Below are 19,201 nucleotides of genomic sequence, written 5' to 3'. Positions count from 1 at the left end.
TAATAATATATATGCTATTAAAGTTAATTTTTTTCCCTTTTGTGTCAAAAAATATTTACTTCCGCATACAAAACCAAAAACATATACTTTTTAATCATATGAATTAAGGTATTGGTTTAAGAAATATTATTTTATTTATAGGAAAAAATACATTGCGGTTAGCATTATTCACTATAAACATAAACTTTACTATATATGCAAAATCAAATTGATCAGCAAGGAAACCGTAAGCAGCTTCTAGAATTTAAGGTTGAAAACCGCACATTTTATACAGATCAACAGTATTGGAGTGGAAAAGAACTAAAATTAAAAGCTGGCATACCAATCGAAACAGAATTGTTTTTGTCAATTAGCAAACCTTATCAAGATGAGCTTATTGAAAATGAGAAACAAGTTAACCTAGCTCGGCTTGAAATTGAATATTTCTTTGTAAAGAAAAAACTTCAATTTTCCATTAATGATAAGCCTTTTACCTGGTACAAACAATACATCAGAGGTATACAAATAAGAGAGCTGGGTAACATACCTGCTGAAGATGCCATCTTCCTTGACATCAAGGAAGGCTGGCAAGATGATCAAATATTTGATGATGAAATAGTTGATTTAGCCCGTCCTGGCAAAGAGAGATTCTTCTCTAAACCAAGACAAGTCGAGGTAACTATTATTGTCAATGCACGTCAGTACACATGGAAAGAAGAAAACATCTCTTTTGAACAATTAGTTATTTTGGCTTTTGGGTCATACGATAATAACCCAAACAAAGGTTGTACAGTTACATACAGTAGAGGTTGGGATCCTAAACCAGAAGGCACTCTGGTTAAAGGTTCAATTGTTCGCATTAAAAATAAAATGATATTCGATGTCACAGAAACTGATAAATCGTAGTTCCGACCTTAAACGTCTAAGAGACGAGGGTTATGAGATCGAGGTAAGTGGTGGATATTTACTTATCCATCATATACCATTTGTCGATCAAAATAGGCAAATACAATATGGAGTGTTGGTAAGCACACTAACGTTAAGTGGTAGTAACATGACAACAGCTCCAGATAATCATGTTATATATTTTATAGGGGATAATCCCTGTAGTATTGATGGTACAATAATAACAGCTATTCAGCATAGTAATGTGAACTCTGTACTGAATAGTCAGATTACTGTAAACAGATCCTTTTCTAATAAGCCTACTACAGGATATCCAAATTATTATGAAAAAGTCAAAAGGTATGCAGATATTATTTCCGCACCTGCGAAATATATAGACCCTTCTGTTACCGAAAAAACCTTTAAGGTGATAGCAGACATTGCCGATGAAACTGTATTTCAATATATTGACACCAATTCGAGCCGAGCTAATATAGAAGCAGTTAATGCAAAATTGGAAGGACAGAAAATTGCAATTATTGGTTTGGGAGGTACTGGAGCATATATTTTGGATATGGTAGCTAAAGCACCTGTAAAGGAAATCCATCTTTTTGATGGGGATAGCTTTGGCCAACACAACGCTTTTCGTTCACCAGGCGCAGCATCAAAGAGTGACCTCAATGAAAATCTGAGAAAAGCTGAATATTATCAAAGGCTATATTCTAACATGCACAAGTATATTTATGTCCATGACTATTATTTGAAGGAAGAAAATCTACTAGATTTAGATAAAATGGATTATGTATTTGTTTGTGTTGATAAAAATGAGATAAGGAAGATGATAACAGATTATTTGGTTCGTATAGGTATTTCATTTTCTGATGTCGGTTTAGGTGTTAATATCGTTGATGGTAAGCTTACAGGTGCTCTAAGAGTTACTTCTTCCACTAGTGGCAAAAATGACCATCTACCTCTTCGTATCTTTTCACAAGGTTCAGATAATAATGAATATGCAACTAATATTCAGATTGCAGAACTGAATGCGCTGAATGCAATCTTCGCGATATTAAAATGGAAGAAAATATCTGGAGTTTATGTTGATTTGGAAAATGAACACCATAGCTCATATACTATTAGTACGTCTAAAATTTTTAATGAAGATGTTGTTAGAACATAAGTTCGTTGAATTCATTCCTGAAAAAGTTAAAGAAGGCCTTTTATACATTTCAATCGAATACTGCACAGCAATACACAAGTGTGTATGTGGCTGTGGTAATGAAGTAGTCACTCCATTGTCTCCTACAGAGTGGGAGCTGAAATTTAATGGAAAATCTATTACGCTTCATCCGTCTATGGGAAATTGGAATTTTGAATGTAGGTCCCACTATTGGATAAGAAGTAGCAAAATTGAATTTGCCGGTTGTTGGAGTAAAAAGGAAATATTGAAAGGGCGAGCTGAAGATCTGAATGCAAAGAAGTTTTTTTATAATAATGAACGAAATGAAGTAAAGGATGCGCTAATTAGGCTTATAAAGACTGGCTTCATAAATCAAGCCTTTGCTTTCATAAAGAAATTAATAAATTTCATTTTAAAAAATAAGGAAATATAAAAACAAAAGCTGTTTTTATCCAATTTATAAGTCAGTCTATTAGTTATTATTAATTAATACTATTTTAATTAACAGCCAAACCAACTATTTATTTATAGGTTTGGCTGTAATTTTAGATATATTTTAATTACTGTTAAACCTTTTAATCATTTCTAATCAAATTTGTCAATACTCTCTCCTTCTATTTCCTGTAACTTTCGATAATCTAGTGATTTCATAAAATACTCAAAATCGCCTCTTCTTTTTTGCATTTCAGCAGGAAGAAAATCAGCATTTTTTACAAACCTAAGAGACAAAAAGTAAAGAAATCCGCTAAAGAATTTTTCTATTCTATTTGAGAATCTCCCAAAAGCATAGCAAAACTTTATAGCTGTCCACATTTGCTCATCAGATTTTGTAGTTAGAAAAATAGGAAAAAATTTATGTGCTAATATATTTCTCAGTCTTGCATATTCATCCAGCTCTTCTGCAATTACAAGCTTTGGGTTTAATTTCAAGAAGTAAAATATTTGTCCAAGTGTCTTCTTTCTAAGTTTCTTTGACCTTTCCGAGTTGCTGGTAAAGTCCTCAGTCATAATACCATACACGGCACCATCTTCCTCCAATAATTCAAGTAGCTTTCCTGAAAGAAATTCAACTCGTTGGGCAGATACTAGGGCTGAACCTATTTTTGAGTACACAACATCTTCTTTAGTAAAGTCAATATTATTTTCTTGCATTATATATGTTTGACACAAATTAATTTTGAATAATAGATTGAACATTCAAATTATGAATGTCCATTCATTTCAGTGCTAAAACTAGAATTTTAATTCTAGTACTCAAAACAATACTCCCCTAGGGCTTTTGGCGAGGAACTTTTTTAATTGAAGCAGTGTTTACTTTTAGAGTTTTATTTGGCAATTTTATATGCAACTTGCTTATCCAATTTGGAAACTTATAATTAGATCCGTGATCAATTTTGTTTTCATTGGATAGCAAAACAATTTCCGGTTGAATAACATCTTTTTTAACATCAAGGAGGGTTAGGTTTGAAATAAGTTTAAAGTGTTCTTTTAATAAGGGTAAAGTATTGTTATACATCTCTTCAATAGTTTCTGCTGGTACGAGATGTAGTCCATTCTCATGCCTAATCCTTACACGCTCCAGGCATAGATCAAGGCTATCTGTATAAAAAAGAATGACATCAATTTTATTATCCAGACTATAATTCTTTATTTTCTTTAGCAGATCATAATGGCTTTGGTAGCCAAGGTTCAGTTCTATGGCGAAATCTTCACAGGTATTGAGTTCCTGGCGGAGTAAAGTATCAAACCTTATGTTACCTATATCTTTATACTGTTGGAAGCCCTGCTCTTTGTACCGCTGTACAACCAGATCAGGGTCCAGGATCTTTATATCTTCCGGAATATATTCGGCACCGGAAGTACTCTTTCCGATGCCGGGTGGTCCGGCTATTACATATATTGTTGCCATGATCACACATTTTTAATGGTTCCGTTAGGGTATTCTGCTACCATTTTACCATCTTTACAATATACCAACGGCTGACCAAGAGAGAATAAATAGGTCCTGATCTGATCTTCGACCTGATCGTTCCATTTGGCCTTTTCTTCCCGGGTCATTGTAATTGGGTTCTTTTTCATCCTACCTCTTTTAAAGAGATATTCGTCTTTAATTTCTGTTCCCATTTTTCATTAATTTTATATGGTGGATACATATTTACACTGATAACTATCTTCGTAAATTTAAACAAAACATCTTTCATATTATAATTTACAACATGCATATAATCTTTATTTTTTAAGTTTTTCGACTTTCTCTTGAGCTTCTTTTGTTTCCTTTTCTTTTGCCCTAGCAAGGGCTTCTGCATTCTGAATCGCTCTGTTTTTCTCTTCTGATTCCAGTACAACCTGTTCAAATCTTTCGGGATTAATACTGTATAAGCTATCCAGATTCATCGTTAATCCGGGTTGTGTGAGTAACAGGTAACGATATTTTAAATCGTTTTTCTCCAAGGCGGTATTTGTTCTGCTGGTCGCAATCCAGCCTCCTACAGAAATAGCTGTTATAATAAGGCTTCCCACTAATCCCAATATTGTATACTTGGCTGCCTTATCAAACCGGTGGTGTAGATTCACTGAAACAGTTCGGGGAATATCATGTGATGCCTGCTCAATTTGTCTTGAACTGGATTTTAATTCGGCTATTAGCTTCCGTGTCTGGCTAATCAGTTCGCCTTGTTCTGCCTTTTGTTGTTGCTCTAATTGACTGTTCCCATCAAGCCTTTGATATAATATTACCAGTGCTTCTTGTAAGTCCAAATTGGACTGAATCAGGTCTCTTTCCTCTATCATAATTTCCTCCTTTATCTTTTAAATTGTTGTCCTTTTTTCTTCTTCTTACGCTTTAATAAACCCTGTTGGAAGGGATTATATTCTTGTGTATTGGTGTATCCCATAAGCAGATCTAACAGTTCTGATCGGGTGTTTCCGCTCTGTATTATGGATTCGTTTGGTTGGTTTTGTTGCTTTTCTGTGTCTAATCTGGAGCCTAATGTTTGTGGTTTTGCTTGTAAAATGGTGTTGGTTTTACTGAGTTTTTGGTCAAATTTGCGCTGAATTGCGGTGTACGAAAGGCTACGATCTACAGCTGATCCCTTGAATTTTATACCATCTTTTGCGAAAGATATTCCTTGAACCTGGCTAGTTTTACCACGGTAGGTGTAATGGATTTTGATACCGAATTGCTGTAGTTTGTGTTCCAGTTCAGTCCAGTGACGGGATGTTTCTATTGCTTTATTTACCTGGTCATGGATGGCATATTTAATTTGATCCCTACCCTTTAACTGTGCCCGATTAACTTGTTGTTTACCCGGAGACATGTAAAAACCATATGCTTCTGTGATGGCTTTACAGGCCTTAATATTCCGTTTGTAGTTGTTCTGATCACTAATGGTTTGCCCATGATTATTCACCCTGTTATATACCAGGTGAATATGGGGATGCTGTCTATCGGTATGCTTTACGATAAGATATTGGGTATCTTTAATGCCCATTTTATCCATATATTCTTTGCATACTTTGGTCATTATCTCATCTGAAAGCTTTATATTATCGGCAGTACTCCAGCTTAATATGGTATGGCCGACGACTTTTCCTAATGCCGGATTCAGTGTTCTTTGAATATTAAAATCCCTGGAAATGGTTTGTGCATTCTTTGTTTGCAGTCCTTCGGAATCTATAATTACAGCTTCATCCCGGTTTAAAAGATACTGTATACATCCTCCAAAACTTTTGCCGGTTATTGGTTTACCTATCATGATCGGAGAGCTTTTCGATGAGCAATTCTATTTGTTGGATATGCTTCCGGCATTCGGTTACCAGGCTAATCAGGCCTTGTGTATGGGCTAGCTTTACGAGTTGATTGAAGTTATTAGCCATACCAGATAGGCTTCTCAGGTAGTCGACTTCTTCTTTACTCAGGCGTGCTTTAACGGCTGCTTTTTTTGCTGCTTGCCGGAACCATTCACTGGCGCTTATCCCGGCTATCTTTGCCCGGTTTGTTATAATGATCCGCTCAGCAGGACTGAGCCGGATCATTATGATGGCTGTTTTACTGACCGACTTCTTTGGTCGGCCTCCTTTGGATTTTACGGCCGTTCTCTCAGGCCCTTTCACTTGTTCCATCTTTCACTGATTATATTGTTGTTACGATAATAATCTTTGCTCTTGGCGACCATTGGGAGTAGAAAGCTTATGCTGGGTATAGCACAAGGGTTTTTGTATAGCAAAAACATTAACTTGCTCCTTTCAGGACGCAATCCTATAGCAGTGGTCTTCCGATTTATAGCTTCGGTCTACGACTGTTGTTTAGTTTGGGATATAATGTCTCTTTTGATAGGATACGCTTACTCTGTTGCAGCATATCATTCAGGTCTTTGTGATGGTTATACAGCATTGATGCGTCGGTAGCTTGTGGTAGTGCTTCTAGTAGTTCTTCGGTAGCCTTCCTTCCGGTATCATCATGATCGAGATACATGCTTACTTTGTTATAGTGCTGTAGGCATGAAATGCTTTTAGCTGTATGTATTGTGGAGTTTAATATAAGGAAAGCATCCTGCTGTGCTTCTTTTCCTTTTATAGAGAGGTAGGATAGAAAATCCATAAATCCTTCAAAGACATGAATAGCATGATCGTCCTTACCTGGGATCAACGTAGTATCTTTAGGGGTACTGGAACCTTTGTAATATTGTGACCGGAGTTCATAGCCCCCGGAGTTGTTTTTAAAGCCTATGGTTGTATAGCTTTTGTCATGAAGCTTAAAAGAAACTTCGGTAAGGTATTGTTGTGCAAACTGCAGTTCTATTTTTCTGCTGAGCAAATAGGATAGTAATCTCCTGTCTTACAATGGTCGAACCTGGGTAATTTCTATAGGAGATTTTTTGACTGGATTTGTCTGATACGTCCTTACTGGAATCGGCGATAAGCTTTTGGCATCCGTGCCGTCCATCATATGCAGAAAATCTATAGCCGTACAATTATGGTAGTGCACACCGAAGTCAATAATATTGCCGCCTTTGCCCATTCCAAAATCGAACCATAGGTTCAGTTCCCGGTCTATCTTAAATGATGCCGTTCGCTCCTCTCTGAAAGGAGATAAATACCAGTAAGTGTTGTTTTGAATTTTTGCAGGGTTTAGTCCCAAAGAAGTAAAGTAATCAACCAGGTCATACTGACGTAGTTGATCAAAGGTCAATCTATCCATATCTCACAATTCTTTCTCTACTATTAACCTATAACCATGCTTGATAAAGACATAGTTATTTTCCCAAAAATACGAAATATTATTTACACATTCTACCAGTTAGCTGAATTTTAGCTAACTGGTAGAATGTGTAAAATATCAACATTAGAAGAATTTAGGTACCTACTTCTTTGCTGTCAAGGCTTCTTTAATTATTTCCGCGAACTTGGACATATTCTCCTTATCAGCAAAAAAATTATTCAGCGTATTTGTGCTATTGTGGTTCCCATTAACTCCTCCATTATTATTGTTATAACTCTGATGGTATGTTGTTGTAGAAGGAATAATTTCCCCCAGAGGTACATTGAATATCTCCGAAAGTAATTGAACCCTATTTATCGTAATTTCAACATGTCCGTTTTCTAATTGACTATATGAACCTCTTGAAATTTGTAAAGCCTGGGCAACGGCCTCAGCTGTCAAACCATTTTTTATACGTATTTCCTTGATTTTGGATGCAGTTAATTGATTGATATTCATATTGTGTTTCGTTTAACCAACCAAAGGTAAGGCTAAACCGAAATACTTCCAGCTGGTTTCTTTAGTATTTATAAAAACCCGTCTTACTTTTGCTCACATGAAAGAGAATTTTGAGCTTTTAAAATTTGATATACATCAATATTGATGCGATTAGCTAGGTTTTGCATAGCGGTCAAAAGCAATTCCGATTACAAGAAATTGGTATAAATAGAATACATATACTAAAAAATCACTGTAATTCAATAGTTAAAATCACATTTATTTCCTAAAATTCTCATAATTTTACCACAAAAAAGGTATAGTCCCTCCTTACTATTCGATAATTCTACAATAAAAGCCATTTCATTATTCTAAATTTCGTTAGTTGAACATCCGTATATTATTGCTTTGTTTTCTTTCGGCTTGTAGCATAGTACCTAGTTATGCCCAAGATAATCAACTCTCAATTGAGGATAGCACCGAGGTGGTGCATGCAGCAGAGGTGTATATCCAGAAGCAATACCACCAGCACCTGCAATACCAGCAGAAAGCTTCCCGCGCACAACAACGCATGCTGCGCAAACTGCAGCGACAGGAGTGCCGTCTGGCAACTAAACTGCAACACAGCGACAGTACTTTATATGCACAGTATCAGGAATTAAATGCGGCCAATTTTGACAGTATCAGTAAAACGGCAATGGATACGGCATTACTGAATAAGCTGGCTGGCCAGCAACCGGTTAAAGCACTGGATAGCCTAAAGAAAATACAATCCTTTATACAGCAAAAAATACTTGATGGCACAGGCTTGCCTGTACCGGGTATAGATAAACTCAATAGCCAACTGAATGCACAGGACTACCTAAAGAGCCAGGTTAAAAAACGCAGCGATGCCCTGAACCGTTTACTGGGTCAATCACCATTCGCATACCAGCTGGGTAGACTCAATAAAGCGTATGGCTACGGCACCCAGCAGGCTGGGTACTGGAAGAAAATTGTACAGGATCCTGATGCAACAGAAGAGAAAGCCCTTGATCTGCTGCAGGGTATAGAAGGATTTAATGAGATGCTGTCCCGCTCATCACTACCGGGCATGTCTTCCGCAAACCTGAGTGAGCAGGACCTGAAGCAAATGGGCTACCAGACCAAATCCTCAGTCAATGCGGCACTGGAACAACAGTTTGGCAACCAGTTACAACAGGTACAGCAACAGGCCGCACAACAGGTACAGGACTACAGCAAACAATTGGGACTGGAAAAACAAGCTGCCAAAGTAAAACAGGCTACTCAAACTATTAATGAGGCAAAGAACACTATAAAGAATACTAAAGATAAAGTCAAGCAAGCAAAGAAAGGCCTCCGTAATCCAATGGATGATTTGAAGAATCCGATGCGGGGTATACCATTCTGGCAACGCTGGGAGTATCAGTATAATCTGCAGACACAACGTGCATCGCCCAATGGGCAGAAGCCTGTCATGTTGCAAGCAGGCTTGAATGCGGCCTATCGCCATAGTCCTCGCATCAGTATAGGTATAGGGCTGGATGCCAGCCTGGGACTGGGCCGCGACTGGCAGCACCTGAGATTAAGTTATGAAGGCCTAACCGGAAGAGTATTCCTCGACGGACAACTGATCTGGGGCATCAGCCTGCAGGGTGGTTATGAGAAAAGCCTCAAACCCTTGAACAGACCTTATGTACAGTTGCAGGAACATTATGGCAATACCTCCAATGTACGCACGGCTATGGGATTATTACAGGATGCAGCTTATATAGGCCTGATGAAGACCTATCGCATTAACTGCAATCAGCAGGGTACATTCCTGATCGGCTATAATTTTCTCAACGATAAAACCGGTATCAACAGCCCCTGGATCATCCGGCTGGGCTATAAATTATAAATAACAACATTTCATCTAATTCTATTTGTAGTATGAAGCACACAAAACCATTATTACTTGCAGGCCTCTTTATGATGTCTGCCGGGATGAGCAAAGCCCAGGATGTGGGCAAGCTCTATAGTCCCAATCTCTTTGACGGCACCGTCAATGTCAACATCCCCATTTATGAACAGTATGGTATGGGTGTCTCCCTGTCCTACAACACCAAAGGTGTTCCTGTACGCGAGCTGGCCGGCCCGGCCGGTCTGCACTGGAACCTTAATACCGGAGGGAACATAAACAGGGTGATTAAGGGATTGCCAGACGAGCTTCGCCTTCCTGTTGATACTAATCAACAATATATGTTGAGTGTGGGACCAATTTCACCATTGGCAACATACTATATGTATAAAGGCCGTTTGCAGTCTGCAATGGAAACGAGTGCATTACGAGCAGATACCAAGGTTTTCCGTGATACGGAAAGTGATGAGTATTACGTTTCTGCCGGGAATATGCGCTTTACCTTTTATGTGGGGGATAATGGTGGTATTTTCACCAACAGCTTCTCCGATTATGAGATCCGTTTCTATAGAGACGGTGCATATCGTTTGGCATCTGAGCAAAACGGTCAAATGCCTTTGAACTTAAATGCTGCGGCAATGCCGATTTCTATACGGGATAAAAAAACAAATGTTACTTATTATTTTGGTCCTGGAGCGAAGCGGGAAGCAGTTTTCGCCGCCTATTTCCGCAGTGAAGCCTCGTTTATGGCCAAGCCCTACCAGACCGAATATTACAGCGGTGGCACATTACCGATGACCAACAGCTGGAACCTGGATTCCGTACGCTATGATGCTACTAAAATGGTGCGCTATACCTATTCCCGTTACCAGATTCCGGGCGATATTGCCCAGGATTCTTCATGGGTAAAAAGGGTAACCACCAACCAGCCTACTCCTGCAATAAATATTGCACCGGCCTTTAATCAAACGGACATTGATTTAGTCAGCGCAATCACTTATCCTAATGGCATCCGTGTGGATCTGCAATATGAGAATTACCGTTTTGAATTTACACCCAACCCATACAACACTTATGATGCGAATACATACCCTAAACTAAAAGAAGTCGTAGTAAAAGAGGGGTTAAACAGTATGCGGTATATATTCGGATATACCTATTTCCATAATCCTACCGCAACTAATCCGATGGAGATCACTAATTCATATCTTGGTGATGAAAGGGATCGTTACAGTTTAAGGCTGAACAATATCAGACAAGTATCGGCCGATAGTAGCTTATCTCAGCTATTGTATGCTTTTGACTATAATAATTTTATTCAGCGCCGTTTTGGTGGTGGCCTTGACTTCTATGGCTATTTCAATGGCCAGAATATGGGTGTAGCGGCACATTCGGTATACCCTGAAGCTACGAAAACTGACAATGCCACTTATGGCCAGTATGGCTTACTCAAAACTATATACAGTGGTACCGGTGGATGGGCGGATTTTACTTATGGGGCGCACCAGCTCACAGATGTACCTTCCGCCCTGATGAGCAGTGATCCTGATCTCGTCGGTACAGGTGCCAATGACGGGGTAAGAATTGAAAAAGTAACAATCAGGGATATTAATGATACTACTGTTCATTTGATTACTTCTTTTAATTATTCTGGAGGCCAGCGTTTCCTGCCTAAAGGTTTTATTCGTGACGAAGGGGTGTACCGTGATGGAGACTGGGTTAAAAGTAATCCCGATGCGCCAACCACTTTATTTACGGTACGCAACTGGTATGAAACCTTTGTAAGTCCGATGGGACTGTATTATGGTTCCAATCATGGATATAGCAATGTACAGGTAAACCAGACAAACCAATATGGTCAATTATTATCCCGTACGGAATATGATTTCTCCAACTTTAAAGATGGCTCTTCAGATCCAAAAGTCCTGGTGACTGGCGGTGGTGCCGTAGCCATTGAAAAACCTTTTACCCAAAAACAACGTATCCGTGACTGGGAGATTGGTTTACCATTGAAGGTACGTACCTATGATAATAAGGGTTTGTTGTTAATGGAGTCCGCAACAGAATACCAATCCATAATTGATACCACCAGTTCCGTAACGGCCGGTTTAAACGAGAGCAGACGCATGGTAGAACCCAAGCCAACCGGCTGGTTGTTTGCCGATGCCAATGAGTACACCAAAGACTGGATTGCAGACTTTAATGTAGTTGTAGACCCGTACAAACCATATCGGGGCCAGAGTCTGGCTAAAAAGGTTGTGAATAAGAAATATTCATCCGACAGCCGCTTTATGGCAGATTCCGTTCAGTATAGCTATGACAGTCGTTATAACATCAAATCAAGCCTGGTGCAAAACAGTTTTGGCGAAACGATCAGGCAGGTGAATATTTATAACTATGATCTGCCTGCCGCAACCGTAAATCAGAATACAGACCTTACCGGGTTGAAAGACAATGGAATGGAAGTGCTGGTTGGAAACGAAGAATGGAAAATGGGTACGGGTACTGCTGAACAACAATGGTTGAGTGCACAACTACTCTCTGCATCTATGTTTACGATGGGATTGAATGGTGATGTTCCGGTAACGAAAGGTGTCTTTAACCTGGAGACAACCGATCCGGTAGCCTATACTGCTTATACCGGACAATCTTCCGTACCTGCTGAAGAGCCGTACAATAATGTTGGATTGTCTTATACTAATATTAGCGGCCTTCCGGCCAATGTAGTGCCCGTAACACAGGTAAAGGAATTTGACGGGCGCGGTAATGTTTCAGAAACTTACATACCAGGAGCCGATCAGTATAAAACGATTATGTTTGATCAAAGCAATGATAAAAAAGTTGTGGAAGTCATGAACGCCCGTAAAACAGATGTGGCTTATGCCGATTTTGACCAGAATGTACAGGGAAATGTTACGTTCACGCAGGCTAATATTATTTTCCCTGGTACCGGCATAAGCAATCCTAATGAACCGGCCTTAAGCGTAAGCGGTGTAAAAGCTATGTCTGGCAAGGGACTGTATGTATTGACCGCTACCAGTCAGAAAGACCTGTATACCACAAGCCTGAGCACCGGTAAGCAGTACCGGGCTACTTTTTGGGCTACAGATAATGTGATTCCTTCTTTCGGTATTGAAAATGGAGCACAGTTTACCCTGAAGCATATTGCTACAGTGGGTCGCTTCAAACAGTATGAAGCCTTCTTTAGTCCATCTGCTGCCGGACAGAAAATAGGCTTCCATACAACAGCCAATGTGGGCATTGAAGACATCCGCATACACCCGGTAGAGGCCGCCATGCAGAGCTGGTATTATATTCCTTTATTTGGCTCAGGTTCAGCAACTGATGCCCTTGGTCGTATTACCTATGTTGAATACGATAAACTCGGTCGTCAGACGCTGACACGCAACCAGCAGGGACAGATCCTCAGCAAAAATATCTATACCATAACAACCGCCAATCCTTAATCTACCGGGTGCAGGCCCGTCAAAATATTTTATATGCAAAAAAGAGTTAACCATATTTTTCGGTATGTGCTGCCGGTCCTGACATTGCTCAGCAGCGGGAAGGTCTACGGGCAAAATAATACACCCAACACAGCTACCCAAACAGTGTCCGGTAGTGTGACCAATACCGTACCTATTCCGCGCGGAGCCTATTACAATGCTCTATTCACCAATATGGTGCAGGTTTCAACCCAACTGACACCAAAGTACCGTGATACTACTTCCTCCCAGTTTACCGCAGCGACTACGGCTGACAAAGCGGCTATGAAAACAACCGTATTCAGCGGACAGGCTAAACCTACCCAGGTGAGTGTACGCAGGACAAATAGCAGTTATGTGATACAGCCATCGGATGTGCGTAATATGCAGGAGGGATATACTTTTCAGCCCTATGTAGCGGCAAACAGTTATGAGTTTAATCCGGTGTATAAATCTACACAATACCACAATGGCACCCTATACCCTTCAGAAGGAAGTACAGAGGTCAGCACGGCAGGCCTTTCGGCATCTATGTTGCGCAATACTTCCAACAGTACCGAACGCAGTAGTACGGCCTATGCAGCTGGTCGCAGCCGTATAGGGCAGGGAAGAGGTGCGAAAACGATGGTTGTATTCAATGATGCCAATACCGGGTCAGGTCTACCCCAGGCAGGTATCCGCATCTGGACAATTGGTAGTAATGGTTTACCTCAGAGTGGCGGTTATTATAATGCCAATATACTTAAAGGTAACCTGATTACTACCGCACAGGGTGGAGAGAAGCTGGTGCTGGAAAACAGTGCCGGTAAACCAGTCTACGAAGCCAGTCTGATCAAAAACAGCCCTAAAACTTATGCCCGCACCTATTATGTATATGATGCTATGGGTCGACTGCGTTATGTACTGCCACCAAAGGCAGTAGAAGCCATGGAGGCAGCATCGGGTACAGTAAGTCAGGCCATAGTGGATGAACTGTGTTTTTCATATAAATACGATGCCAAAGGCAGACAATATGAAACACATAAGCCTGGTGAGGGAAGGACAGAACTGGTGTATAATAGAAAGGGGCAGGTCATCATGCGTCGCAGCACTACAGAGGCAACAAGTGATTTATGGGAAGTGATCTTCTATGACCGTGCAGGTCGCGTACTGGCAACGGGCTTATTTACCGATGACCAGGGTATTGGATACTGGCAGGGGCTGGCCAATACAGAAGTGAACCCTGCGTCCGGAAGCCTTAATTATTACCTTTGGGGAGGCGGCCAATACACTTATCCACCTGCCAGTTTTTCCGGTACGGAAATACAGAGCTTTAATTATTATGATAGTTATGAAGCTGGTCAGCCATTGGCAGCGGAAACTTTTACCAATAGCCTGATACAAACCTTCCTGAGTAGTGCAACAGATGCAGAACCTTATGCCGTGGGAGGGAGTACGTATGGTCTGCAGACATCTTCTGCTATAAAAACCGTTAAACCTTCCGGCTTTACTACTAATCTGCAGGACTGGACCTATAGTAAGACCTTCTTTGATCAGGAGCGTCGTCCGGTGTATTCAGTGACTCAGCATGCAAAGGGCGGTAAGGATACTATGGCCATGCAGTATAGTTATACCGGACAGGTATTGATAACTGCCCATGGGCATCAGTATCTGAATGGGTCTGGCCCTTCCTTTCGGGAGTGGTATCGTAATACCTATGATGCCCAGACCGGGCAGGTAAGTCTGAGCGAACATAAAGTGAATGCACAGCCTTGGAGGGTAATGAGCAGCACTACATATGATGCCATGGGCCGGGCGAGCAGTATTACTTATGGCACCAATGCCGAAACACAGAACTTTACCTTTAATATTCGTGGAGAACTCCAGGGTATTAATGAGACCTATACCCTCACAGGCAACAATAATGGCCAGTCCATGACTTTCGGAGAGGTATTACGGTACGATTATGGATATGACAGTCTGCGTTACGACGGCCTGGCAGCTGGAATGATATGGAGAGGTTCCGGAGCAGGTAATGCCAGAGCACACAGCTATGGCTATATTTATGATGTTGCCGGACGCATGCTGCGCGGAGCCTATATGCGCAGCAATACCACTCCGGGTTATACCCTGGCTACAGGATGGAGCAATAGTACCAATGATTACAGTGAAACAGTCACTTATGATCAGGGAGGCAATATCCTTACCCTGCAGCGCCGTGCTGTAGTAGCGGCCAACCAGATGGTATTTTCTACTAATGTAGATAATCTCACGTACACCTATACTGCGAATAGCAATAAACTGCAAAAAGTCGTAGATGCGACGACAACTAACTATGGTCGTGGAGATTACCTCTATACTGCAACTCAAGGCTACAGTTATGATTACTCTGGTAATCTTACCGCAGATGTCTCCAAGAACATCAGCAATATAGCCTACACCTGGTTTGATAAGCCGGCTACAATTGCATATGGCGGTGCGAATAAGATTGGCTATACCTATGATGCAGCAGGAAATAAATTGCAGGAATATGTAATCAATCCCAGCCCTGCTCCCGCAACGATAAGCAACTATATTGGTACTGCAATTTATAAAAATGATACGCTGCAATCGATTAGCACACCCGTTGGCCGTACCGATATGAGTAAAGGCAGTACACAAGAGCAGTATTATGTAAAAGACCATTTAGGTAATATACGCTCCGTAGTGGTTGATGCGGCCGGTACAGGTGGTATAGGCAACATGGCTGCACAGTCGCAGAAGTATAATGCCACTTATGAGATTAATACTATAGCTCAAGAAGAGCAGTCTTTTGATAATGTAGGATCCGTTAGCGAAGATAAGCCGGAAAGCACATCGGCTACTGATGTAAAGGCAGCACAAATACAGGCTGATAATACAGCTACAGTGGGTACTACCCTGATGCTGAAAGTAATGTCAGGGGATAAACTGAGCTTGAATGCAGATAACTATTATGAAAGTGGCATCGCACCAAACAGTAGCAGTGTAAGCGCCGGTACATTTGAGCATGTGGTGAACAGTCTGGCAAAGGCTGCTGGTCAGTTGAGCGGTACAGAAGGATCTTTGGCGAATGAATGGGTTGCGCAAATGCTCAATAGCAGCAGTTTACAGCAAGCTTATGATGCGCTGCAGAGTAGTTATACCGATCCCAGCAAACCAAAAGCTTACCTGAATTTCCTGTTCTTTGATGAGCAAATGCAACTGATGCCGGAATTCTGCCGCATCTGGCAGGCCGATGGTTCCGATGCCTGGAGCCGTATCGGTACAGATGGCAGCGAGACCATAGCAGTACCACAGAATGGTTTTGTAGCTACATATATTAGTACACAGAGCACCGAACCAACGTATTTTGATAATCTTACTGTAACTTTGGAACCGGGTGTACTGCTGGAGGAAAAGCATTATTATCCTTATGGTTTACCGATTGTGGGTATGGGTAGTACAGCATCTGGCATGTTACCGAACAAAAGCCGATATCAGAGCAATGAATACAGGGAAGATTTAGGATTAAACTGGATGGACTTCCATAACCGTCAGTATGATCCACAATTGGGTAGATTTTTAAGTCTGGACCCAATGGCTGATGAAGAGGGACAACAAACAATGAGTCCTTATCATGCTATGGCTTGTAACCCATCGACAATGGTAGATCCAATGGGATTGGCACCACAGTATTTAGCGGCTTTGAGCAATCCGAATGTGAATATGGCACCTGCAGGCCTGGCATTTGTGGAAGGACAAGCTATAATGTTTGGAGCCAATTTGCTAGGTGGTGGGGTATCGGATATGATGCGTAGTCTGAGCCAGACAATGGATGAGTCTCACCATGACAAGCAGATCAGGGAATTGTGGAGTCAAATTGTGGCTACCTATGGTGGTGGTAATGCACAAAGTAATTCGGTACAAAACAAAGTTAAAGCAATTGCTAGCGCTCAATTAGCGTTTGCGATATTAGCTCCTTTTGTTTCTAGTTTAGATTTGACTAATCCAGAACATTGGGGTCCCGACAAAAACACTAATGTAAAAGCAAATATAACTCGGCGTTCTTTGTCTGAAGCAGCATATGGATTTATAATGGCTTGGGAGGATTTCAAACCAGGAAAATATGATGCAACTGGATATGGTGATTGGACAATTGGATATGGTCATAAAATTAAAAATGGCGAAAATTTTGACAACAAGTCATTAACAAAATCAGAAGCACTTGAATTGTTAAGATCAGATATGGCATTTTTTGAGGATAGGGTGTCTAGAAATATTTCTGTTGCTTTGTCACAACAACAATACGATGCACTTGTAATTTTTGATATGAATGTTAAAGGGGGACTTTCTAGAAATAATACAATAAGAGAGGCTGTAAATAGAGGTGCAAACAATGCAGAATTAGAAAAGATTTGGTATATGTACAGTAGTCCTGGTACAAATTACCATAGAGGATTGTTAAATCGCAGAATGGATGAATTCCAAATATGGAAGAATGCAAATTATAATAGAGACTTTTAAATAGCATTAAAATGAGAACGACATTAAATTTATTTTTGATTACACTTTCAACTTTTACAAGTAGCTGTAGAACCTCCAGCAGTAAGAAAATACCTATTGTTAATAATAACTCTATTAAAGATAGAGCTGTTACCCAAGAGATAGATTTAATAAATGAAATTAGCGGAACTTGGCATCCTATTTCTTATAATGAATCTATTGGGCAAGCTTTAACGAAAGAAAAGATTCTAAAATATATGAAAATGAATATATATATAGATAAGAATACCATAATTCATTTTTCAGACTCTTTTTCTTTTACTCATTTTCAATCCCAGAAAGCTAGTACTACATATTTTTTACAACAAAATGTTGGTTCACCTGATGATAATCAATACAATAAATTATCTAAAGAGATTAATGATATCTCCTTTGAAGGCAGAAAGAAAAATTCTTCCACGGGAGCTCTTTATACGACTACTTATAGTCTAGCTTATGATGGAACATATTTATTGGTTTTTGAGGATGGAGTTACTTTTCTTTGTGTAAGAAATGCTTCAAAGTAGCTGCTCTTAACTTGTGTCAAGATCACACTATTTGTTTTGTAAGTATATTGATTTTAATAAAAAGTTCATTGATTTACAATCAGCATTTTTTTCACTAAAAGCAGGCTTCGGCCTGCTTTTAGTACTTTTGGACAATTAGTATCATGAAGACATAAGCCTGAAGTGGATCGATTTCCATAATAAACAGTACAATCCTGCACCTGGAAAGATAGAATATAGATCTGAGTATTTTTCGGGAACAGGAGCACTGGAGACTGGAATTTATGATTATTCCAAATACTCATTTCTAATAAAAATAAAAAGATGGCTAAGTATTTTTTTGTACCAATTACATTGTTATTGAGTTCGCTTCCTGGTTTTTCACAATTAAAACTCGATCCAATAATTTATCAAAAAGAGATATAAGACGCAATAAAGACAAAGATTTTATTGGAAAATCCTCAACTTGAATTGCCCGATGACTGGACAACAATTAATACCAATTATTTTACAATAGTTGATATGAAAAAGGCTTTTACCTTAAATGAGCAAAAATTCGTTGCAAATTTAATGCCCGATGAGGAATACTATTGTAATCATCAGGTAATAGACACCGTAAAAAATATGAATTGGTATCCTTTAACAAGTTCCAAAGCCTCTTCTTTCGACGTAACAATAAGGCCTACAGGAAAGAATTTTATAGCGAAAATTAAATACTTAAATAAGATGATTCCCTTAGACAAAGGAAGCATTTTTTTTGTACCTCCATTAGATGAGATGTTCCTCATTTATGAAAATAGGCTCTATATAGTTGAACTAGAAGGATTATATGAATTTCAGAAATACATGAAAAATACATATAAAACAAGAAAAGCATTTCAAAATAAATTTAGAGTTACAATGAATTGATTTTTAAAAAATATATATTGAAAATCAATAAATATTTTTGCTTACAAAAGCAGACTTCGGCTTGCTTTTAGTATTTTTAGAGGATACTCTTATCCTTTAAGAAGGAAGAGAAATAAATTGATAACTATATTCAATGAAAAG

Annotated in this window: 17 protein-coding genes; 8 read left to right on the top strand and 9 right to left on the bottom strand. The window is 39.6% G+C overall.

Annotated features, from left to right (window positions below; all coding sequences use genetic code 11):
• The first annotated feature begins 195 nt into the window (after positions 1–195).
• From EMP01_RS06335 to EMP01_RS15600, 3 genes are read left to right on the top strand one after another with little or no spacing between them, the layout of a single operon-like run.
• The gene (locus EMP01_RS06335; RefSeq protein ID WP_129020676.1) at positions 196–885 is read left to right on the top strand and encodes a multiubiquitin domain-containing protein; all 690 of its coding nucleotides are present in this window, start codon (positions 196–198) and stop codon (positions 883–885) included.
• Positions 860–2,041 (top strand): ThiF family adenylyltransferase, encoded by a 1,182-nt coding sequence (locus EMP01_RS06330; protein ID WP_129020675.1) that lies wholly within the window; start codon positions 860–862, stop codon positions 2,039–2,041. The genes EMP01_RS06335 and EMP01_RS06330 overlap by 26 nt, the downstream gene beginning before the upstream one ends.
• Positions 2,025–2,474, top strand: coding sequence for a DUF6527 family protein (locus EMP01_RS15600; protein WP_202616013.1), 450 nt, complete (start codon positions 2,025–2,027; stop codon positions 2,472–2,474). The genes EMP01_RS06330 and EMP01_RS15600 overlap by 17 nt, the downstream gene beginning before the upstream one ends.
• A 152-nt stretch (positions 2,475–2,626) precedes the next feature.
• Here the strand turns inward: EMP01_RS15600 and EMP01_RS06320 are convergent, their stop codons facing one another.
• The 9 genes from EMP01_RS06320 to EMP01_RS06280 all read right to left on the bottom strand — a co-directional run bounded on the left by EMP01_RS06320 (position 2,627) and on the right by EMP01_RS06280 (position 7,760).
• Positions 2,627–3,193 carry a hypothetical protein gene (locus EMP01_RS06320; RefSeq protein ID WP_129020674.1) on the bottom strand — a complete coding sequence of 189 codons (567 nt, stop codon included), beginning with the start codon at positions 3,191–3,193 and terminating at the stop codon, positions 2,627–2,629.
• Between the two features lie 118 nt (positions 3,194–3,311).
• Entirely contained in the window at positions 3,312–3,950 is a 639-nt protein-coding gene (locus tag EMP01_RS06315; RefSeq protein WP_129020673.1) for a hypothetical protein, read from the bottom strand.
• A 2-nt stretch (positions 3,951–3,952) separates the two neighbouring features.
• Positions 3,953–4,165 carry a hypothetical protein gene (locus EMP01_RS06310; protein ID WP_129020672.1) on the bottom strand — a complete coding sequence of 71 codons (213 nt, stop codon included), beginning with the start codon at positions 4,163–4,165 and terminating at the stop codon, positions 3,953–3,955.
• 105 nt (positions 4,166–4,270) lie between these two features.
• Complete coding sequence (locus EMP01_RS06305; RefSeq protein ID WP_129020671.1) at positions 4,271–4,831, bottom strand: hypothetical protein; 561 nt, start codon at positions 4,829–4,831, stop codon at positions 4,271–4,273.
• A gap of 11 nt (positions 4,832–4,842) precedes the next feature.
• Positions 4,843–5,796, bottom strand: coding sequence for a relaxase/mobilization nuclease domain-containing protein (locus tag EMP01_RS06300; protein ID WP_129020670.1), 954 nt, complete (start codon positions 5,794–5,796; stop codon positions 4,843–4,845).
• Positions 5,786–6,163, bottom strand: a complete 378-nt coding sequence (locus EMP01_RS06295) for a plasmid mobilization protein (protein ID WP_129020669.1) — start codon at positions 6,161–6,163, stop codon at positions 5,786–5,788. Before EMP01_RS06295 ends, EMP01_RS06300 begins: the two co-directional genes overlap by 11 nt.
• Positions 6,164–6,320: 157 nt before the next feature.
• Positions 6,321–6,857: a toprim domain-containing protein gene (locus tag EMP01_RS06290; protein WP_129020668.1), complete on the bottom strand. Its 537-nt coding sequence runs from the start codon at positions 6,855–6,857 to the stop codon at positions 6,321–6,323.
• A 21-nt stretch (positions 6,858–6,878) separates the two neighbouring features.
• Complete coding sequence (locus EMP01_RS06285; protein ID WP_129020667.1) at positions 6,879–7,241, bottom strand: CHC2 zinc finger domain-containing protein; 363 nt, start codon at positions 7,239–7,241, stop codon at positions 6,879–6,881.
• Positions 7,242–7,403: 162 nt separating this feature from the next.
• Positions 7,404–7,760 (bottom strand): helix-turn-helix domain-containing protein, encoded by a 357-nt coding sequence (locus tag EMP01_RS06280; protein WP_129020666.1) that lies wholly within the window; start codon positions 7,758–7,760, stop codon positions 7,404–7,406.
• Positions 7,761–8,124: 364 nt separating this feature from the next.
• On the opposite strand from EMP01_RS06280, the gene EMP01_RS06275 reads away from it, so the two are divergent.
• From EMP01_RS06275 to EMP01_RS06255, 5 genes are all read left to right on the top strand, one after another.
• Complete coding sequence (locus EMP01_RS06275; RefSeq protein WP_129020665.1) at positions 8,125–9,639, top strand: hypothetical protein; 1,515 nt, start codon at positions 8,125–8,127, stop codon at positions 9,637–9,639.
• Between the two features lie 32 nt (positions 9,640–9,671).
• Positions 9,672–13,106, top strand: coding sequence for a hypothetical protein (locus EMP01_RS06270; RefSeq protein ID WP_129020664.1), 3,435 nt, complete (start codon positions 9,672–9,674; stop codon positions 13,104–13,106).
• Positions 13,107–13,139: 33 nt separating this feature from the next.
• A complete protein-coding gene (locus EMP01_RS06265) occupies positions 13,140–17,627 on the top strand; it encodes a glycoside hydrolase family protein (protein WP_129020663.1) in 4,488 nt (1,495 codons plus the stop codon).
• Positions 17,628–17,638: 11 nt separating this feature from the next.
• On the top strand, positions 17,639–18,172 hold the full coding sequence (locus EMP01_RS06260) for a hypothetical protein (RefSeq protein ID WP_129020662.1): 534 nt from the start codon (positions 17,639–17,641) through the stop codon (positions 18,170–18,172).
• A 429-nt stretch (positions 18,173–18,601) separates the two neighbouring features.
• Positions 18,602–19,060, top strand: coding sequence for a hypothetical protein (locus EMP01_RS06255; RefSeq protein WP_129020661.1), 459 nt, complete (start codon positions 18,602–18,604; stop codon positions 19,058–19,060).
• Positions 19,061–19,201: the final 141 nt, after the last annotated feature.

It is taken from the genome of Edaphocola flava, assembly GCF_004118155.1.
GTDB classification, from domain to species: Bacteria; Bacteroidota; Bacteroidia; order Chitinophagales; family Chitinophagaceae; genus Edaphocola; species Edaphocola flava.
The sequence above is the reverse complement of the archived record's forward strand: the minus strand, read 5'-3'. Positions and strand labels throughout refer to the sequence as shown.

What these genes read in the sequence shown, in the direction of transcription:
- EMP01_RS06335 (WP_129020676.1), top strand. Translation starts at nt 196, where the DNA reads ATGCAAAATCAAATTGATCAGCAAGGAAACCGTAAGCAGCTTCTAGAA.
- EMP01_RS06330 (WP_129020675.1), top strand. Translation starts at nt 860, where the DNA reads ATGTCACAGAAACTGATAAATCGTAGTTCCGACCTTAAACGTCTAAGA.
- EMP01_RS15600 (WP_202616013.1), top strand. Translation starts at nt 2,025, where the DNA reads ATGTTGTTAGAACATAAGTTCGTTGAATTCATTCCTGAAAAAGTTAAA.
- EMP01_RS06320 (WP_129020674.1), bottom strand. Translation starts at nt 3,193, where the DNA reads ATGCAAGAAAATAATATTGACTTTACTAAAGAAGATGTTGTGTACTCA.
- EMP01_RS06315 (WP_129020673.1), bottom strand. Translation starts at nt 3,950, where the DNA reads ATGGCAACAATATATGTAATAGCCGGACCACCCGGCATCGGAAAGAGT.
- EMP01_RS06310 (WP_129020672.1), bottom strand. Translation starts at nt 4,165, where the DNA reads ATGGGAACAGAAATTAAAGACGAATATCTCTTTAAAAGAGGTAGGATG.
- EMP01_RS06305 (WP_129020671.1), bottom strand. Translation starts at nt 4,831, where the DNA reads ATGATAGAGGAAAGAGACCTGATTCAGTCCAATTTGGACTTACAAGAA.
- EMP01_RS06300 (WP_129020670.1), bottom strand. Translation starts at nt 5,796, where the DNA reads ATGATAGGTAAACCAATAACCGGCAAAAGTTTTGGAGGATGTATACAG.
- EMP01_RS06295 (WP_129020669.1), bottom strand. Translation starts at nt 6,163, where the DNA reads ATGGAACAAGTGAAAGGGCCTGAGAGAACGGCCGTAAAATCCAAAGGA.
- EMP01_RS06285 (WP_129020667.1), bottom strand. Translation starts at nt 7,241, where the DNA reads ATGGATAGATTGACCTTTGATCAACTACGTCAGTATGACCTGGTTGAT.
- EMP01_RS06280 (WP_129020666.1), bottom strand. Translation starts at nt 7,760, where the DNA reads ATGAATATCAATCAATTAACTGCATCCAAAATCAAGGAAATACGTATA.
- EMP01_RS06270 (WP_129020664.1), top strand. Translation starts at nt 9,672, where the DNA reads ATGAAGCACACAAAACCATTATTACTTGCAGGCCTCTTTATGATGTCT.
- EMP01_RS06265 (WP_129020663.1), top strand. Translation starts at nt 13,140, where the DNA reads ATGCAAAAAAGAGTTAACCATATTTTTCGGTATGTGCTGCCGGTCCTG.
- EMP01_RS06260 (WP_129020662.1), top strand. Translation starts at nt 17,639, where the DNA reads ATGAGAACGACATTAAATTTATTTTTGATTACACTTTCAACTTTTACA.